Source organism: Wolbachia endosymbiont (group B) of Eucosma cana, assembly GCF_947250645.1.
Lineage (GTDB): Bacteria > Pseudomonadota > Alphaproteobacteria > Rickettsiales > Anaplasmataceae > Wolbachia.
This window is the reverse complement of sequence record NZ_OX366334.1, coordinates 1,177,078-1,195,401: the sequence shown is the minus strand read 5'-3', so window position 1 is coordinate 1,195,401 and position 18,324 is coordinate 1,177,078. Positions and strand designations below refer to the sequence as shown.

Annotated in this window: 15 protein-coding genes, 1 tRNA gene and 4 pseudogenes; 6 read left to right on the top strand and 14 right to left on the bottom strand. The window is 33.2% G+C overall.

The features are described 5' to 3' along the window. Positions 1-66: 66 nt before the first annotated feature. Complete coding sequence (apaG, locus tag OOK99_RS05885) at positions 67-471, top strand: Co2+/Mg2+ efflux protein ApaG (RefSeq protein WP_039950787.1); 405 nt, start codon at positions 67-69, stop codon at positions 469-471. 202 nt (positions 472-673) lie between these two features. On the opposite strand, the gene OOK99_RS05880 is transcribed toward apaG, so the two are convergent. Beyond that, a complete protein-coding gene (locus OOK99_RS05880) occupies positions 674-2,272 on the bottom strand; it encodes an ABC transporter permease (protein ID WP_264330844.1) in 1,599 nt (532 codons plus the stop codon). A gap of 130 nt (positions 2,273-2,402) precedes the next feature. Between OOK99_RS05880 and trhO the strand changes: the two genes are divergently transcribed. Next, positions 2,403-3,248 (top strand): oxygen-dependent tRNA uridine(34) hydroxylase TrhO, encoded by an 846-nt coding sequence (trhO, locus tag OOK99_RS05875; protein WP_264719699.1) that lies wholly within the window; start codon positions 2,403-2,405, stop codon positions 3,246-3,248. Here the strand turns inward: trhO and OOK99_RS05870 are convergent. From OOK99_RS05870 to OOK99_RS05810, 13 genes and pseudogenes are all read right to left on the bottom strand, one after another. Continuing rightward, positions 3,245-3,646: a hypothetical protein gene (locus OOK99_RS05870; RefSeq protein ID WP_264719698.1), complete on the bottom strand. Its 402-nt coding sequence runs from the start codon at positions 3,644-3,646 to the stop codon at positions 3,245-3,247. The two genes, trhO and OOK99_RS05870, sit on opposite strands and share 4 nt — an antisense overlap. Before the next feature lie 42 nt (positions 3,647-3,688). Continuing rightward, positions 3,689-4,700, bottom strand: a protein-coding gene (locus OOK99_RS05865) for an IS630 family transposase (protein ID WP_264719384.1) whose coding sequence is annotated in 2 segments (ribosomal slippage) — positions 3,689-4,237 and positions 4,239-4,700 — 1,011 coding nt in all. Because the reading frame shifts where the segments join, the coding sequence is not laid out codon by codon here. 168 nt (positions 4,701-4,868) lie between these two features. After that, positions 4,869-5,617: pseudogene (locus OOK99_RS05860) on the bottom strand (IS5 family transposase). Between the two features lie 87 nt (positions 5,618-5,704). Further along, positions 5,705-6,046 (bottom strand): annotated as a pseudogene (locus tag OOK99_RS05855) (IS4 family transposase); the annotation flags it as partial. 120 nt (positions 6,047-6,166) lie between these two features. Then, positions 6,167-6,694 (bottom strand): 5-formyltetrahydrofolate cyclo-ligase, encoded by a 528-nt coding sequence (locus OOK99_RS05850; protein ID WP_264336377.1) that lies wholly within the window; start codon positions 6,692-6,694, stop codon positions 6,167-6,169. After that, on the bottom strand, positions 6,678-7,307 hold the full coding sequence (locus tag OOK99_RS05845; protein ID WP_017532354.1) for a ferredoxin reductase domain-containing protein: 630 nt from the start codon (positions 7,305-7,307) through the stop codon (positions 6,678-6,680). The genes OOK99_RS05850 and OOK99_RS05845 overlap by 17 nt, the downstream gene beginning before the upstream one ends. A gap of 33 nt (positions 7,308-7,340) precedes the next feature. Then, on the bottom strand, positions 7,341-8,468 hold the full coding sequence (locus OOK99_RS05840; protein WP_143689898.1) for a SurA N-terminal domain-containing protein: 1,128 nt from the start codon (positions 8,466-8,468) through the stop codon (positions 7,341-7,343). A 118-nt stretch (positions 8,469-8,586) separates the two neighbouring features. Further along, a tRNA-Ser gene (locus OOK99_RS05835) sits at positions 8,587-8,677 on the bottom strand. Positions 8,678-9,016: 339 nt separating this feature from the next. After that, positions 9,017-9,523, bottom strand: a complete 507-nt coding sequence (gene ppa, locus OOK99_RS05830) for an inorganic diphosphatase (protein ID WP_264719697.1) — start codon at positions 9,521-9,523, stop codon at positions 9,017-9,019. A gap of 59 nt (positions 9,524-9,582) precedes the next feature. Beyond that, positions 9,583-10,839 (bottom strand): WD1261 family protein, encoded by a 1,257-nt coding sequence (locus OOK99_RS05825; protein WP_264719696.1) that lies wholly within the window; start codon positions 10,837-10,839, stop codon positions 9,583-9,585. Positions 10,840-10,946: 107 nt separating this feature from the next. After that, positions 10,947-12,059 carry a tRNA 2-thiouridine(34) synthase MnmA gene (mnmA, locus tag OOK99_RS05820; protein ID WP_264330630.1) on the bottom strand — a complete coding sequence of 371 codons (1,113 nt, stop codon included), beginning with the start codon at positions 12,057-12,059 and terminating at the stop codon, positions 10,947-10,949. Between the two features lie 219 nt (positions 12,060-12,278). After that, positions 12,279-13,346, bottom strand: coding sequence for a rod shape-determining protein (locus tag OOK99_RS05815; RefSeq protein ID WP_264719695.1), 1,068 nt, complete (start codon positions 13,344-13,346; stop codon positions 12,279-12,281). Positions 13,347-13,366: 20 nt separating this feature from the next. Then, the gene (locus OOK99_RS05810) at positions 13,367-14,785 is read right to left on the bottom strand and encodes a gluzincin family metallopeptidase (RefSeq protein WP_264720248.1); all 1,419 of its coding nucleotides are present in this window, start codon (positions 14,783-14,785) and stop codon (positions 13,367-13,369) included. Positions 14,786-15,057: 272 nt separating this feature from the next. Between OOK99_RS05810 and OOK99_RS05805 the strand changes: the two genes are divergently transcribed. The 4 genes and pseudogenes from OOK99_RS05805 to OOK99_RS07115 all read left to right on the top strand — a co-directional run. After that, positions 15,058-15,537 carry an OmpA family protein gene (locus tag OOK99_RS05805; RefSeq protein WP_319803429.1) on the top strand — a complete coding sequence of 160 codons (480 nt, stop codon included), beginning with the start codon at positions 15,058-15,060 and terminating at the stop codon, positions 15,535-15,537. A 135-nt stretch (positions 15,538-15,672) separates the two neighbouring features. Next, on the top strand, positions 15,673-16,965 hold the full coding sequence (tilS, locus tag OOK99_RS05800) for a tRNA lysidine(34) synthetase TilS (protein WP_264719693.1): 1,293 nt from the start codon (positions 15,673-15,675) through the stop codon (positions 16,963-16,965). A 12-nt stretch (positions 16,966-16,977) separates the two neighbouring features. Further along, positions 16,978-17,886: pseudogene (locus tag OOK99_RS07020) on the top strand (ATP-binding protein); the annotation flags it as partial. Positions 17,887-18,149: 263 nt separating this feature from the next. Beyond that, positions 18,150-18,313, top strand: a pseudogene (locus OOK99_RS07115) (tRNA lysidine(34) synthetase TilS); the annotation flags it as partial. Between the last annotated feature and the right edge of the window lie 11 nt (positions 18,314-18,324).

Genomic DNA, 18,324 nt, shown 5'->3' with positions numbered 1-18,324 from the left:
CTTGGAAAATCTATGAAAAAAGTGTATAATTGAAGTGTGTTAAACTTTTATCATGAACACTTTACGATGACCATGAAATACACACTTATTACTAATTCTGTTGAAGTTACAGTTTTGCCAATTTACATTGAAGAGCAATCCATTCCTTATGAAAATTGTTACGTATGGATGTATAATGTTAAGATAAAAAACAAAAGCTCATCAACCATTCAATTATTAAGTCGCTATTGGCAAATAATAGATCATAAGGGCAAAATAAATGAAATTGCCGGAGTTGGTGTTATTGGAGAACAACCTGTAATAAAATCTGGAGAGGTATTCAAATATACAAGTGGAACATACTTAAATACACCATCAGGAATAATGCAGGGTAAATATGAATTTCTGAACGAAGAGAGCATAAAAACCTTTGATGTTATGATACCACCCTTTTCCTTAGACAGTCCATACGTTAACACTAGACCTCATTGATTATCAAGATAGTGTATTTGTTCAAGTGCATCTGAAACCAATGCTTCTTGTTTTGTCATTTGAGCTTCCATAATGTCATCCGAGTAGCTGATACTGAGATCCAACTAAGTTGATAAACACGAAAGCACTGACCATTTGCTTCTATAGTTGTCTTTTTTCGTCTATCTTATTTTGTTACTCTGCTGAACAGATGCAAAATAGTTTATTTTTGATTCTTATCATCAAGTGTGAATAAGATTATTGTAGAGGTTAAACCTATAATAACTATCATTAACGAAAATGGGGCAGCTTCTCTGTAACGCTCATCGCTGACAAGTTCATATACTCTAGTTGATATAGTTTCAAAATTAAATGGTCTGATAATTAGTGTTGCCGTGAGTTCTTTTACCGTATCCATAAACACGAGCAGAAATCCCGATAGTATGCTTTTCTTGATAAGGGGAATATGAATATTCAGGCACGTGGAAATAGGCCCATGACCCATAGTATATGCAGTCCATTCAATTTCATTTGGTGTTTTTTTGAGTCCCGACTCTATCGCCTTGAAAGATATAGCAAAAAAACGAAATAAATATGAGTAAACTAATGCGCCAATAGTTCCTACCAAGCTAATTTCTACAATATATTGAGTAATGAAAGAAGATATTCTGCTTAAAAACATTATTATGCTAATTGCAATAATTGCATTTGGAATTGCATATCCAAGAGAAATGAGACGTGCTATATTGCTTATTACCTTATTTTTACGTGCTGTATATCCAATAATTATTGCAATGCTGATCGAGATTAGCGCGGTAATAAATGATAAACTAATACTGTTTGTTATTATATTATAAAATCTTGCTTCGTATATGAAAAAGCCTTTCTCTATGCTCCAATATATAAGTGGAATCATTGGTAAAATAAAGCCTATTAATATCGGCAATAAACACATAAGATAAGAAAAGATCAACGATATAGAACCGTTTATACTACGTTTATTGTGATAATCTGCATTAGTATTGATTGAAGAGTAAGATATTTCTCTTTTTTGTAGTTTTTTCTCGATAACTATTAGTGTTGCAACGAAAATCAGTTCTGCAACTGCCAAAACAGTAGTTGAATATTTGTCATGCAATAAAAACCAAGTACGGTATATTCCTGTCGTGAAAGTATCGATAGCAAGAAACTGTGGTGTGCCGAAATCTGTAATTACTTCCATTAGTACCAAGGATAACCCAGCTATAATTGATGGACGTATGGAGGGTATGATGACAGAAAACAGACTCTGTAATGAGGAGAACCCAAGTGTTGATGCAATAGTGACTGAGTTACTAACGCTCTTTAGACTTGAGCGGACCAACATATAAACGTATGGATATAGACTAAATCCCATTACTAGTATTCCACCACCTAGGGATTTGATCTCGGGAAACCAATAGTTACCTTTGCTCAATTGAAAAGTATCTCTTAACAAGCTCTGAATTGGACCTGAAAACTCTAACGTGTTTACATAAACAAACGATACTATATATCCAGGAATTGATATCGGAAAGAATAAGGCAATCTCAAAAATTCTACTTCCGGGAAACGAAAAAAATGTAGTAAGCCAAGCTGGAATTACTCCAAATATAAAGGATATTAACCCCACTCCTACCATCAAAATCAACGTATTGAGTATATATTCAGGAAAAAGTCTACTAATTACCCATCCAGAGTTTGCTGATTCTGTAAATAGAATCGATATTAACGATAGTATAGGGCAGACAAATAATACACTTACTAAAAACAAGAATATATTTTTAAATACTCTCAGAAACATTAACTTGAATCTATATTTGATATTGAAATGTTATATGCAAAAACTAAAGATATCCAGTAATTAACAGCCGTCCTATTGAATATCTTCATAATTTTATATATTATGTTTTAAATCGATAAACTAATTAATTATGAGTTTTGTCATTGCAACTTTCTATCATTTTGTAAAACTCTCTAATTATTATGACATGAAAGACGAAATAAAAGTTGCATGCGACAACGTTGAATTAAAAGGCACTATACTCCTTGCAGAAGAGGGTATTAATGCAACTGTATCTGGAGAAAGAAACGCAATTGATAAAATACTTGATTTTCTACTTTCTGATGACAGGCTAAAAGGTCTTACTTGGAAAGAGAGCTCGGCAGAATATCAACCATTTAGTAAGATGAAAGTGAGATTAAAAAGAGAAATTGTGAATCTTGGTGTAAGTAATCTCGGTACTTCCGTTAGAGGCCAGTACGTTGATCCAGAACATTGGGATGATTTTATCTCTCAACCTGATGTTTTAGTAATAGACACACGAAACGAGTACGAAGTAAAACTAGGCAAGTTTAAAAATGCAATTAACCCACATACTCAACGTTTTCGCGATTTTCCTCAGTGGGCAGAGTCATTTTCTGAGAGTAAAGACCTGAAAGTAGCTATGTACTGTACTGGTGGAATCAGATGTGAGAAATCTACAGCATATATGAAAAGCCTTGGATTTAAAGATGTTTACCATCTTAAAGGCGGTATTCTTTCCTATCTTGAAAAAACTGGTAATAAAAGTGGTAATTGGGAAGGCGAGTGTTTTGTTTTTGATGATAGAATTGCTGTTGATCACTCACTCGCCCCAAGTGATAAAATAAAATGCATATTCTGCTCAAGTAAAGTTTCAACTGATGAGCTGAAATCAGTTCCACGTGGCCAGGTAGTTTGCTCTGATTGTAAATCTTTAAGTATTGAAAGAAATTCAGAATACAACACGAACCTTTAACAATTTATTTCTCTTTGCATATTTGTAACCTTAATTTTATCAAGGCATTTACCTACAACATAACCCGCTCCAGCTCCAAGTAACGCACCAACTATAGCAAATGCAATCAACACTACACCAGAAACACCGATAAGAGTTAAAGTTTCTTGCCCTAAATAACATGCTGCAACTAGACCAGCAACTAAACCAATTGCTGCACCTATACACCTAAGTTTCATATTATTACTAATATTTCTACCTTTCCTATATTGTATACTATGATCAGTATCATCATCTTGAAAAGCAAATTCTTTGATATCGTCTCTTGTTTTTAAACAATCGATAAGCTCACCTATTGTTTTGCTACGCAAATTATGTAAATTTATAACGCCATTTTTTATAGATTGTTCAAATGTCATTTTATTTTTCCATACTATTAGAATATGTTTTTATACCAATTCTCATTGTTGTGGAGTCAAATAGGAAACAGAGCAGAGTTGTTTAATTGTAGAAGTAGCAAGAGAGGTAAGAAATTTGCATAAAGTGCTCTCAAGCAAAGCAATAGTACTGTATATTTTATTGCGCAAAATGTTCTGTTTTATATATAACCAAAGCCTCTCAACAGGATTAAGTTCAGGTGAATATGGAGGTAGGTATATAATCTCAATGTTTTTAGGTACCTTTAAATTTTTTGACTTATGCCAACTAGCACAGTCCATAACAAGAACAGCTTCTCTTGTCCCTAGATATTGCAACATTTGCTCAAGAAATATATTCATGCAATCAGTGTTAACATTTGGTGCAAATAAGCTAAAACTCTCTCCATTTTTAGGATTAACTGCACTGTAGAGATAAAAATTATGCCTACCTAACTTTATTTTAACCCGAGTTCTAGTACCTTTTTTAAACCATCCATGCCCAACTTTCGAATGTGTGCCAAACCTTGATTCATCAAAGAAAAATAGCTCTTTTTCAGGATACTTTCCAATAACTTCATTGAGATTTTTTTTTGAATTCCTCTTGTTTACTTTTATCTTGTACGTTGTGTACTGGTCTTGGTGTAATATATGAAAATTTCATCTTTTGCATATGGCGGTGTACTGTAGATTTGCTAATATTTAAGTCGAACTTTTCCTGTATTCTTATTCTCATTTCTTTAATGGTAATATTAGGGTTTTCTTCTATCCATGCTTCAATTTGCTGTAGTTGAGCCTGATTTAATTTAGTTTTTCTTCGGCGTGATCGAGGAGCAAACAGTTTTTCTTCTCTGCCAAATTTCAAGAGTTTTATCCACGAAGTTAGTGCCTTTCTTGAAATGCAATATATTTTTGCTACAGACGTTATACTGTACTTTTTTGCTGCAATTACAGCGTTTAGTTTTTTTGAAACATATGCATTATTCCTTACTTTCTTCAGCATCTCTTTTGCTGATTTTACTACTTCTTCATCCAATAATTTTGATCTGAGTGCCATTTATACCTAAACTATTTCACTTATTTCATTATGGCTTTTCTTCCATTATTGTCTATCTGTTTCCCGTGTAACGGGAATTGGTATTACTACACTGATTATCTTAATAATTGGTAAATTCCCATACAATAATAAGTAGATAATCTTACTACTATAGGTGGGACTAAAGCGCTATAAGAACCTGTTTAAAATCTTCGTAATTAGGAGAGAAACGAAGGAGAGAACAATCATCTGTAGGCTAGTATTAAGTTTACGCTCACAATTTTTCCACAATCGTCTACATTTTTCTAACCAAGCGAAAGAGCGTTCGACAACCCATCTCTTTGGAAGCACAACAAAAGAATATAACTCATTGCGCTTTATAACCTCAACAGTTGCACCGATAATATCTTTTATTTGAGTTGCAAATTTTTCTCCGGTGTAACCTGCATCAACAAGTACATTTTTGACCTCAGAGAGATTTTCTTGCGCACTTTCAACCATTTTCATAGCACTGCTGCGATCAGTTGTGTCTGCTGTTGTTACATAAATTGCATGTGGTAAACCCTGCGTATCAACTGCAATATGGCGTTTTATGCCTGAAATCTTTTTACCAGCATCATAGCCTTTACTTTCAGCGGTATCTGTATTTTTAACACTTTGGGCATCAATTATACAGAAACTGGTTTTCTCTTTTCGACCATTGTTGCTCTCCAACTAATTTTTTTTAACTAGTAAACTTGATTCCTCTCCTTTCTTTTTATTCCAAGCTTGAAAATAGTAATATATACCTTGGAAAGTTCTTTGGTCTACTGGCAGCCACTTTTTAGGACGTATAGCACTCCATAAAACACATGATATAAGTCAAGTTTTCTTGGTTTTGTTCTTTTTCTACTATTTTCTAAAATTGCTCTGATTTTTTCAAATTGCTTTCGACTTATATCACTTGTTTTGCATAGATATACCTCTTTCTTAAATCTATGCCTATTTTACCTCATCTCTCCAAGATTCTTAACAGGTTCTTAGGCAAAGCTACTATCCAATAACTTGACGCTTTTAAATTGCTGCAAGATTCTACAATCAATTTGCAGGGTATTTTAAAATAAAGCCATTGTACATTCTTTTCATAAATTCTACTGCTTCTTTAGTAAACCTGAAATCTAAACCCTGTTTCGTTATTATCACAGATTCTTCATTTAATAATCGACACATTGTATCTATGCTGCAGTTTGTAACCCCTATATTACCCAAAATTATAGCTTTTATGAATCATCAATTACTCAATTTTCTCTTCCTTTTCTGTTTCAATTATTTGCCATTTCATTGAAAAATTTGTTGAGGTAATTTGATAAGCAAGTTATTTTATTCATCATTAGTTCTCTCACTGAAATATATCCGAGAGAATTTTATATCTTCTTATCCTATCTTCTTCATACCTTTATTTCCTTAACTTGATGCCTATCCTTTTTTAAACGTTCCCGAATAGATCCCTACTTTTCCATTTTCAATCTAACACACATCTCAGTAATTATAATATCCAATTTTTGATCGTGTTTTTCCACAGGTAAATTTTTACAATATTGCTTCTCATAGGCTACACCTATAAATATTTTTCCAAGTGGCCGTAATTTTTTTATCATTTCATCATACCAACCACCGCCAAAACCTAACCTATTAAAATGATCATCAAAAGCAATAACAGGAGTAATGATTGTATCGGGTATTATATCTTCATCTGCTTTATTCCATTCCTCAAATTTTAATAACTTATTTTTATTAGGAATTGCTATTTTATAATCTAAATCAAGCAAACGATGCATCAAAGGCACAACATTAATTTCTCCGTCTGTTGGAATGTACGCTGCTATTGTTTTACCTTTAACGCAACTTAAGTTTTGACTAAAAAGATTAATAAGAGAATTTGCTGCATAATTAGAATAACTTTCATCAATATCTTTTCTTATGGTTCTATATTGCTTCCTTAGTTCCTCTTTGTGCTGTTTAGTGTCTTTGAACATGTTCTATCCATTTTGCAGTGAGCTTTTCTTGTAAACTATTTTGCTTCAAGCGCTCACTTAAAAAATCAAAGTCAACAAGCTCCATATCCTGGTCTTGATTACTGCAACTATAAACAAAACTTATTTCTCCTGTTTCCTTATTTATGTGTTGCTGAATACATTGAGCGCAGATTTCTTTCATCATGCACTGCATAGGAGAGTTAACAGATGATATTGCTACGTGATTTGGTTTTAGGTATGGTTTTAAAATTGTTTTTCTAGCTTCATTTATAGCTTTCATCATTTTATCAGAACCAATAGTGATGATTTTATCTATAGTGTTTAAACTAATAGTAATTTTACCTAACTTTCCTTGCTGATATGAGATTATTGCATCAACTATATTACCATGAAAGGATTTATCCTGTTCTCTGCTTGTTTCTATCAATCTTTCTTCACATGCCCAAACTGTCACGTTTGATGCACGTTCTATCAGTGCTCGTTTAAATACATCACTTAATTTCTTATAGCCAGCGAAATATAAAACCTTATGATTGTTTTCAAGACAAGCTTTGCCTATCGAAAATAACACTGCATTTCCAACTCCACCGCCAATGAGCATTATATTCTTCATAAACTTTTTATGGAGTAGAAAACCTCTCTAACTTCAATTAAACTGATAACTAACAGCTGCATTTTTACGCATATTATCCAATAACAGGTTGCTTTGTATCATAATCTTTTGTTGATACATTTCCTGTTTGATTGCTTCTATATCCATTGCATTATTTTTGATATCACATAACATCATCAACTTTGCAGTGCTATTTTCTCTTAATTCTACTATTTCATTCATATTTGTTTTACTAAATAAAATCTGTAAATCAGGATTTAAATTTCGCATTTTTATTTCAAACTCTTTTACGCTTGGCAACTTGAAATCATCTGCTAACTTTTCAAAATTTAAACAACTGACCTTTTGCTCCTTAAAATTAGAGAGTAAACTTTCTGAACCTTCAACTACAACCTGTTTCAGTTTTAAAGTACTTTTCAGCAGTGTATGATCGAGCTGTACCTTATCTATGACTTTTATAACAGAGTAACCTTCGCTTAAACTAACCGGACCTGCTACATCACTGATTTCTAATCTTTCCAAAACGTCCTTGAGAGTACCTTTTAGCTGACTTAAATTAACTGTTGCTTTGCGCATCTTTATTGAAGATTCTGGATTATTACTGGTACGTAATTTTTTTACTAAGTCTTCAGCTATCTTCTGATCGGGAATTATGAACTCCTGAAACGTAATAAGGTAATCAGACTTCTCTTTTTGCTTTCTTGCATCATCCACTTCTTGATCGCTGATATTAATAAGCGGTACAACTCCTACTTCAATAATCTTGTTCCACAGTAGCTGACACTTTACTTGTTTTTTTAGGGTATTGAGATCTATATTATGCTTTTTTACGTATTGATCAACTTCATCAGCCTTAAGTTTTAAACTTTGAGTTAAGAATAACGTGACAGCATTATTTAACTCCTCGTTACTCAATTCTATATTCATCTTCTGTGCTTCGCTGACAATGATAATTTCGTCTATTAACTGTCTTAGAATTTGAGATTTTACCTCTTTTTGATTAATCTTCTGAGTGCCAAGCAATGAATTTATGAAGTTTATACGTCTTTCGATATCTAAATTTGAAATTGGCTCACCATTTACATCTGCAACAATTTCAATCTCAGTTGCAAGTAACCTAAGCGGCAGCATTATTAATATCAAAATTAGTATTTTATGCATATAAAATTATTTAGCTAATAACTAATTCTATAATAAATACTGAATAAACGCTAGCTAACTTTTTAATAATTAAAAAAGAGGGTAAAATTACTGTAATGAATACCTAAACAATAATATACGGAAGGAGAGGGATTCGAACCCTCGATACGACTTTTCAATCGTATAACGGTTTAGCAAACCGCCGCCTTCAGCCGCTCGGCCACCCTTCCAAATTATTACTATAATATCAAGACCTTTACTGCCTGTCTAATGCTTTTAATTGCAATATTTGTATCTGTTCAGATGCATGCAAATATTGAAACCTGTACTCCCTTTCTTGTCATCAGAGTAGCTGACACTGGGATCCAACTAAGTTACTTTACAACGTTTTTTGTGCGAAAGGACTGGATCCCAGTGTCAAGCACTGGGATGACACCATTTGTTGTAAACTCACTTTTACTCTATGGTTATACTACCTTACCGCTATCCTGAACGGATACCAATATTTACCCATTAAAAACAACAACATTTTTCCGAATAACTGTAATTTAAGGCTAAATCAACGCAAACTAATTTCTACTTTTTTCAATGATTTCTTTTGCTTTTTCCACATTAGCCCATTCTCCAACTGTCACCGTTTTTCCCTTTTCTAAATCTTTATAATGAGAAAAGAAATGAGCTATTTTATCTAGTAAGTTTTTAGATAAATCAGAATAGTTTTTTATATTGTCATAATAGCTATCAACACTGGAGATAGGTACAGCTAATATTTTTTCATCCTCTCCTTTCTCGTCTTTGGTAAGTAATGCACCTACTGGACGCACCGATATCAAAACTCCAGGCGCTAAAGGAAATTGAGTTAGCACCAAAACATCCGCAGGGTCACCATCACCTGCGCAGGTATTTGGTATAAACCCATAATTGCAAGGATAAGTCATTGAGGTAGACAAAAATCTGTCAACTTGTAACAACCCAAGCTCTTTATTAAATTCATACTTTACAGGCTCAGCATTTGCACTTATTTCAATTACTACACTTATTGCATCTGGTTTTGTTGTTATTTTACTTAAATCCATGGATTACCTCTTAACTTAAGAATAAGCATTATACAATATGTGCTTTTAAGTTGCCACATTTATGTAGTTCTGAGCTTATTTGCATGGAGCGGTTCTAATTTTTTCTTCCGCACATCATCGACTGTTGAAAGTGGTGGTTCCTGTGGTGGTTTCAATAATTGAGATAAGGCATATACTATTACGATAGTAAGCATTGCAGCAATTACTAGATTAGCAAAATTATCCTGTGGTAGGACACCTTTTATTGGATTAAATAATTTTTGCTCCATAAGGAAATAATCAGCAACATATAACCCAACAGACAATACAAACATACCTAAAATAAGTTTACAGAATGTATTTTTGTGATTTTGCTTGCTGAGGATGAAATTTGGCCTACATTCATTCTCTTCTTGCGGTGCTGAATAATGTGTGTTGTTTATTATCCTCTCTTCAAACTTATTGCTATTTTGCTCCTTTAACAGCTGTTTCAAAATTGGTCCAACTCTTTTCAAGAATAAAAAACCTTGATTATTATAACCTGCAGACGCCGATATATTGAATGTTCTGTTTAGAGTACCTATCTTTTCACAATCCAGGGTATATTTAATGGCTCTATTTTGATCTTTCAAATTAATACTTTGCAGTAATCCAGCTAAATTCGCTATATATGTGAGAACAACCATGTTATCTATTATTGGTAAATTTTCCTTTTTTATAGACTCTTTGTGATATTCAGAAAGTTTATGATAGTTACCAAGTATAGAAAATAACAATACTACACCACTGTCTACTTTTATGTCTTGATGAATAGAATAATAGAAGTCAATAATGCATTGATTTAAGGTAAATTCTCTATCATATTCGTTTAATGCATTTTCTTCACTTAACAACCTTCTAACATCAATAAGCACCTTATTTTCAAAATCTTCTACTGCTTTAAATATTGATTCTCTTTTTGGATTTGCCAAAACGTTAAGTAAATCTAATTTTCTTCCATCTACTACTTCGTGTATGTCTTTACCTAACTCAGACTCCTTAATAACTTTATATATTTCATCTATGATATCTTGAGTGCTCAGATTATTACTTCCGCTTAAAATTTTATAAGCTTGAGTATAAATTAAGAACAACCCTTGTAGACTAAATTGTAAGTTAAAATATTTATCTAATGATTCCTCTTTTTTTCTAACGAATGAAGACAAACCAATATGGTTTCTATGGTCTATTTTACCAGTTAAGTTAGCATGTTGAAAACCGCCTAAAAAAATAAACAAGGCCTCTAATAAATTACCCTTACCAACAATTTTTATTAGTTCTTCAACTTCCTTAACCATTGCTAAAACCTATAATGTTCTACTTTATAGTATAAGGGATACATGGCAAAATAGCAATAAATATTATTGTACGTTTACACTCTGTATCAAAGAATTAAGCCCTTTAGTTAGGAGCATATCCAACCTCCACCTATAACTTGTTCGCCCTTATATGCTACACAGGCTTGACCTGGACTGATGCCAAAGTAATCGTCGTTTAAAATTACACAGGCTTTGTTCTTTTCGTCAGTTGAATATATTGTCGCTAAGCTTCCTGCATGTGATGACCTAAGCTTCACAGTTACTTCCATGCCTTCTTTTGGTTGTTCTAACCAATTTAACTCTTTGACCAATATCTTTTTTTGCATTAGAGCATTGATCGGGCCTACTACAACTTCATTATTTTCTGTATTAATTTTTATCACGTAAAGAGGCTCATTGTGTGCGATGCAGAGGCCTCTTCTCTGTCCCACTGTAAAATTTACTATGCCGCTGTGCTCACCTAGCACTTTTCCATGAATATCTACTATTTTACCTTTCTGTACAGATTGTGGAGCTAATTTAGCTATTGTTTTACTATAGCTTTCGGAAACAAAGCATATATCTTGACTATCCGGCTTTTCAGAAATTTGTAAGCCAAAATACTTTGCTAATTTTCTTATATCACTTTTATAGAATCCACCTAATGGAAATCGCAAAAGCTTTAACTGCTCCTCAGTAGTTGCAAACAAAAAATAACTTTGATCTTTACTTTTATCGATGCTTCTACACAATTTTACCTCACCATTTTCTTCTAATCTTCTTACGTAATGTCCTGTTACGAGCACATCCGCACCAAGATTTTTTGTAACTTGCAATAGATCGCGAAATTTTACTGTTTGGTTACACCTTACGCACGGTATGGGAGTTTCTCCACGCATATAGGTATTTGCAAAATCCTCTATTACTTCCTTTTTGAATATTTCCTCGTAGTTTAAAATATAGTGGGGAAAGCCAACACTTTCAGCCACGTATTTGGCATCATAAATATCCTGTCCAGCGCAGCATGCACCCTTTCTCGCATTAGCATTACCATCACTGCCATAGAGCTGAAGAGTCACACCTATCACTTCGTACCCAAGGTTATACAGCAGTGCTGCAGCAACGGAGCTATCAACTCCCCCGGACATTGCAACAATAGCCTTAGTTTGATGCGGAGCTTTATCTTTTAATAAAGGTTCAATTTCAAATTCTTTTAGCATATAATTTATAAACACAAACCTGTGTCAAGCACTGGAATCCAGTTTCTATTACACAATTTCATCGAAACAGCATACTTATTTGTAGTCAAGTTCCAGTGTCAAGCGCTGGGATGACACCCCTTCCTGCTGGAAGTTGCCTTTAAATTACTTGGTTCGTGACACTGAGATCTCATTTATATTACATAATTCCATCAAAACAATTCGATCTTCAAAAACAATTTAATCTTGCTTGAATAAAACATGGCCAAAATGATCCATATTTTCAAGCACTTTTCCACTACCCAAGGCAACACAACAAAGTGGATCATCTGCAACACGAACTGGTAGTTTTGTTGTTTCACTAATAACTTTGCCCAAGTTACGCAATAATCCACCACCACCGGATAAAATTATTCCTCTATCTACTATATCAGAAGAAAGTTCAGGTGGAGTGCTCTCTAGTGCGGTTCTAATAGCAGAAATTATCTGATGTACAGGCTCTATTAAACTCTCTGCAACTTGGTATTCTGATAAGAGCATTTCTTTTGGCATACCACTCACTAAATCCCTGCCTTTAATTATCATTCCCTCTTTGTTGTTTTCAACTGGCAGACTGGCTGAACCTATGCTTTTTTTTATTTTCTCAGCAGTGGTATCACCGATTAATAATTTATGATTTTCACGAACATATGACGTTATTGCCCCATCCATAACATCACCACCCACTCTGGCAGAACGTGAATAAACAATTCCACCTAAAGAAATAATTGCAACTTCAGTTGTACCACCTCCTATGTCAACAATCATAGAACCTTCAGGTTCGGTAACTGGAAGTCCAGCCCCAATTGCTGCAGCCATTGGTTCTTCAATTAAGAATACTTCATTTGCGCCAGCACTTTCTGCTGCATCTTGTATAGCACGCCTTTCAACTGGGGTAGATCCAGATGGAACACATATGATAATACTAGGCTTATTAACAGTGAATCTTGTGTTTGCGCTGCGTATGAAATGTTTTAACATTTCTCCCGCGCTTTTAAAATCAGCAATAACTCCGTCTTTCAAGGGCCTTATCGCTTCTATTTCTCCAGGTGTTTTTCCGAGCATCATCTTAGCTTTTTTGCCAAAAGCATAAGGAACGTAACTTCCTTTTTCTTTTACTCTTGCTACAACAGAAGGCTCATCAAGCACTATCCCCTGATTTTTCTGATAAACTAAAGTATTTGCAGTACCAAGATCTATAGCAATATCGCTAGCAAATAAACCTTTGAAAGTAAAAAAATTTCTGATTAAATTCTGAACAAAACTCATATACAACTCAAGAAAACCATTTATTGAGACAAATTATACTTTTCAGATAAGTAACTAGTGTAGCACTCAATATCTAAATCCCTACCTGTTACCTTTTTTAGCTGTTCCAAAAAGCCATACTTTGCACTATATACATTTTTAGAGAACCAATCGATAAGTAAACTGAAATCTCCTTTTACTATAGAATCTAAAAATTCGTAATGATTTTTCTTAATGAAAGAAAAAAACTGCACAGCAGCGATTAACGCTATGACTTTTATAGGAAAGTAGCCTATAACACCACTTATCCAATACTCATCTTGAAAATAAGTGTCTAGCTCATTTTTAGCTTTTACTGAAATCTTGTAATGCTTCATACCTTCCAACCATTTATCGTGTAGATCTTTAACTTCTAACGTACCATTTATTAAATCTTGTTCTAATTTAGTTCTTAGCATAATGTGAGCCAATAAACTAAATTCATCTGCATTCTTCAAAAAAGATGAAAGATTTACTTTATTGAAAATCAAATACAAATTTTCAACGCTACTATTAATTTTGCCTTTTGTAGAAAGTTTCTCCTTTATGTGTGGTTGAATGAACTCAATAAATTCTCTGGATGTTCCAATGATCCTTTCCATGAATAATCCTTGAGTTTCATACATAATATGTTTAGTAATTGAGCTCTTTATAGAATTTTGCGCTAAACATTTTTGATGAATTGCATGACCAGTATGCCGTAAAAGTAAAAATAAACCATAACAAAGGTCAGATTCATCATAATCGATAGGATCGTAATAAGAAATGGAAATCTCATTTGGTGTAACACTCATTTGCTGTAAGAATAAGGAACTAAGTTCAATCTGTCTCTGAACCGTAACTTTTTGTATATTAGTAACCTTATCCTTCTTCTGCTTTTGAATTACTTTCTCTACATTTTCACTAAAAAATTTGCCTAATTTAGGAAATATTTCCTTTATATTCTTTTCTGTGATGTTAGAGTCATAATCAGCAAGCAGTGAGTCATATTTTGAGCACTTTAATTGCTGCGATTTTATAGAAGCTACTTCACGAGCGAGTTTGATTAGATCAGCAAAGCGTTCTTTCAGCTTTTCTAAATTACTGATTTCAGAATTAGCTAGCTTCCGTAAGTTTTGGCATTCAATCTTAGCTTTGAGCAAAGATTTTACTAAATCAACAGGAATAGCACTATTGCTTTTATGTATTTTCTCTATTAACTTTAGCTGCTGAGTGTTCGCACTCTTCTTGTTGCTAAGAGCATTTGCTAATGATTCTTTTATTGCATTATGAGAGATAATTTCATGTTTGATTTCCCCTAGAAGACACATTTGTTCAACTTTGTCCTCTACATTCAATTGGCTTTTACTTACTAGTTCTAGTATGTTTTCGATATTCCTTACCTTATCTAATACTTCCTCTAAAAACTTATAAGATTCCATTTTTATCATTGCTTTGAAACATCTGCTTAATATCGTAATAGATTAATAATAAAGTTAAAAGTATATTTGCTTAAAGTACAATAAAAAATTGTATTTTATTCTTTTATTGTACCTCATTGCTAAGAACTGAGCATCTTATCAGAAAGTTAATTGTAAGATTGTAAAAAAACATTTAGTATTTTATTTTCCTTGACTCTATTCTAGTTATAGAGGAATTATTAGTACTAGAATTAAAATTACACACTGTATTTTAAATTTATGGAGGTTTAGTAATGTGGAGTAGACTGATTATAATGTGTTGTTTTTGTTTGCTTCTTACTGGTGTAAGTTCTTGCCCTAAAAAAGGAGTAAATACGACAAATAAAATGAATGCTGTTGTTAAGCAGATAGGTGATAAAAGAGTTTTCTTTGGTTATGATGAATCTAGTATCAGTGAAGTGAGTGCAGATGTATTACTTGACGTGATGGAAGTGTTACAAAATAATCCTGACGCAAAGGTCACTTTAACTGGTCATACTGACAATCGTGGTTCTCACGAATATAATCTTGCACTAGGAGCTAGAAGAGCAGATGCAGTTAAAAAATTTATGGTCAGCTGTACACCTTATCTAGAAAATAGAATAAAAACTGCTTCTAAAGGTGAAACTGAGCCTTTGGTTAATGTAAAAGATGATTCTAGAAATTCTAAATATGAAAAAGAGCATGCTAAAAATCGTAGAGTGGAATTTTCATTTTTTGGGATAAAGAAGTAGTTTCTTGCATTAAAACCTGGGTCCCAGTGTCAAGCACTGGGATGACAAAAGAGAGCAATTCTGGCTTGTTAGCGGCGATATACCACAAATAAGTCGCTGTATGACGTAGAGACTATCTGGCGATCAAGAAACATAATGAAATTAGAGTTATTATTTCAAAATATAGCTAATAGCTTTGCTTTCCATAATCAAATCGCAGTTGCAGTATCAGGTGGTGTAGATAGTATAGTCTTACTGCACTTAATGACTAACTGGGCAAAAAAAAACAAGCTTTCACTTCCTATAGCATTAACAGTAAATCATGGGTTACGTTCAGAGTCTCAAAAAGAAGCTGATTTTGCTGTAAGCTATGCAAAAGAACTTGGGGCAAAGGAATCGTTCATGTTAAATTGGGAGAAGAAAAATATTAAAGGCAATATTCAGTTGCAGGCACGAAAAGCACGGTATAACTTATTAACAAAATGGTGTAAAAATAATAATGTTAAATATTTATTTGTTGCTCACCACAAAAATGATCAAGCAGAAACGTTCTTGTTGAGATTAGAGCGGGGTAGTGGAGTAGATGGATTATCATCAATGGATTACAAATCTTTCTTAAATGGTGTTTATATATTTAGGCCGTTGTTAAATTTTAGTCGTAGTGAAATAGAAAGGTATGCTAAGCTTCATCAGTTAAGATGGATCGAAGATAGAAGCAATTATGACTTAAAATACAGGCGAACTCTATACCGTAACTTGCTTAAAGCAAGTGATAATCAAGATGTTCTAACAGAGCGAATATGCCTTACAGCACTTCATATGAAAAGAGCCGCAAAAGCGTTGATTCATTACACACGCCTTGCATTTGATGATTGTGTTAATGTTCATGATTTTGGTTATATTGAAATTAAACTAAGTGAATTTTATCAATTGCCAGAGGAAATAGCCTTGAGGCTTCTTCTTTACTCTATAATGGCAATTGCCAGCAAACATTATAAACCAAGGTACAACAGCCTTATCGTAATATTTAATAAAATATTGCAAAAGGGTAGTAATGTTAACTGTACACTTTCTGGGTGCAAAATAAGAAAATATGGAGAAAATATCTTAATAATTAGAGAATCGTCAAAGATACAAGAAATTACTGTAAATTTGCCTATGTGCGAACCCATTACATGGGACAATAGATTTGGCTGTACAATACTTAGCAATCAGAAGTGTTCAGTAACTATTGCTCCGCTAAAGAAAACACAAAAAATTCCTGAATTTCTAAAAGATTACAACTGCTGCCCTGAAGTTTTTTACTCTTTACCTGTAGTCCTAAAAGATGGAAAGATGTTTGCTTATCCATGTATGAAACATAATAGTAAGAGCACTAGTGATGGCGAGATTAAATATTTTATCGCTAGTATAATAAAGGAAAATTTGCTAAAGTTAACTAATATTTAATTAAGGGTTAGAATGAGTGGGACAAGATTTTTTAAATTTGTTTTATTATGTCTAACAATCGCTGCTTTTATTTATCTTATGTATGTTCTTTTTTTAAAAATTAAAGCTGCTGCGGCCACTATATCCTTCATGCCTATTATTATAACATCTGCTGTAGTGACATGTTCAGTAATATGCACTGCGGTTGTATTAGGTCTTGCTATTTGTTTTGCTATTTATTTAATGAAACCATCTAAAGTAATAGAAGGTGAGCAAGGTGAGCAAAAAGTAACACTTAATAATGTCATCTTATCAGATGAAATAAAAGAAGAGCTACGTATGATTTGTAATGATATATCACAAGAGAAGAAGGTAATGTTTGAAAAAGTTGGTTTTAAACCACCACAGGGTTACCTTTTATATGGTCCACCAGGAAATGGTAAAACACTTCTTGCTCGCGCTGTTGCAGGTGAAGCTAATATCTCATTTGAAAGTATTTCGGCCTCTGAGCTTGTTGGAGAGTATGTTGGTCAAGGTGTATATCATGTACGCAACTTTTTTAAAAGAGCAAAAAAGAATGCTCCTTGTATAATTTTTATAGATGAAATAGATTCCATAGGTGCAAAGCGCAATTCTATTGGTCATCACGTAAGTGAAAATTGCGCTAAAACTTTAAACCAACTATTGACCGAAATGGATGGTTTTAATTTTAACAAAGGTGTAATAGTAATTGCTGCAACTAATCGTCGTGAAGTTTTAGATGAAGCGCTTCTTAGGCCTGGCCGTTTTTCTAAGCATATCTATATTTCCCTACCAGAATTGGGCTCACGAGAAAAGATATTAGATCTTTATATGAAGAATGTGCAAGTTGGATCAGATCTAAACCTTAAAGAAATTGCAGAAAAAACTGAAGGCTATTCAGGCGCTGAGTTATCTAATTTAGTAAATGAGGCCAAGCATAATGCCGTAAGGCGTACTCAAGAGCAAAAAATAGAAGAACCTGTTGTTAGCATGGGTGATTTTACAAAAGCACTTGAAGAGTTTAATAGTACACATAAAAAATTCAAGAATGAAAAAGCAAGCAATACAGGTAATAATGTAATAAATGCATTACTACAACCTGTTGTAGAAAATTATATGCAGCAGTTTTTACCAGTACATAACACAGATAGTTATTGTAGTGAAAAACAATTTTTTAAATTTGTAATTATTTCTCTAAAGTTTACTACTCTTTGCCAACAGTGAAAAAAATGGAAAGGTGATTGCTTATCCTGATGTAAATTATAACGGAAAAATACTGTGATGATAAGGTTCGATGATTATTAATAGCACGATAAAACAAAATTTGGTAAGCTTGATTAGTGTTTAGTTAGAAATGTA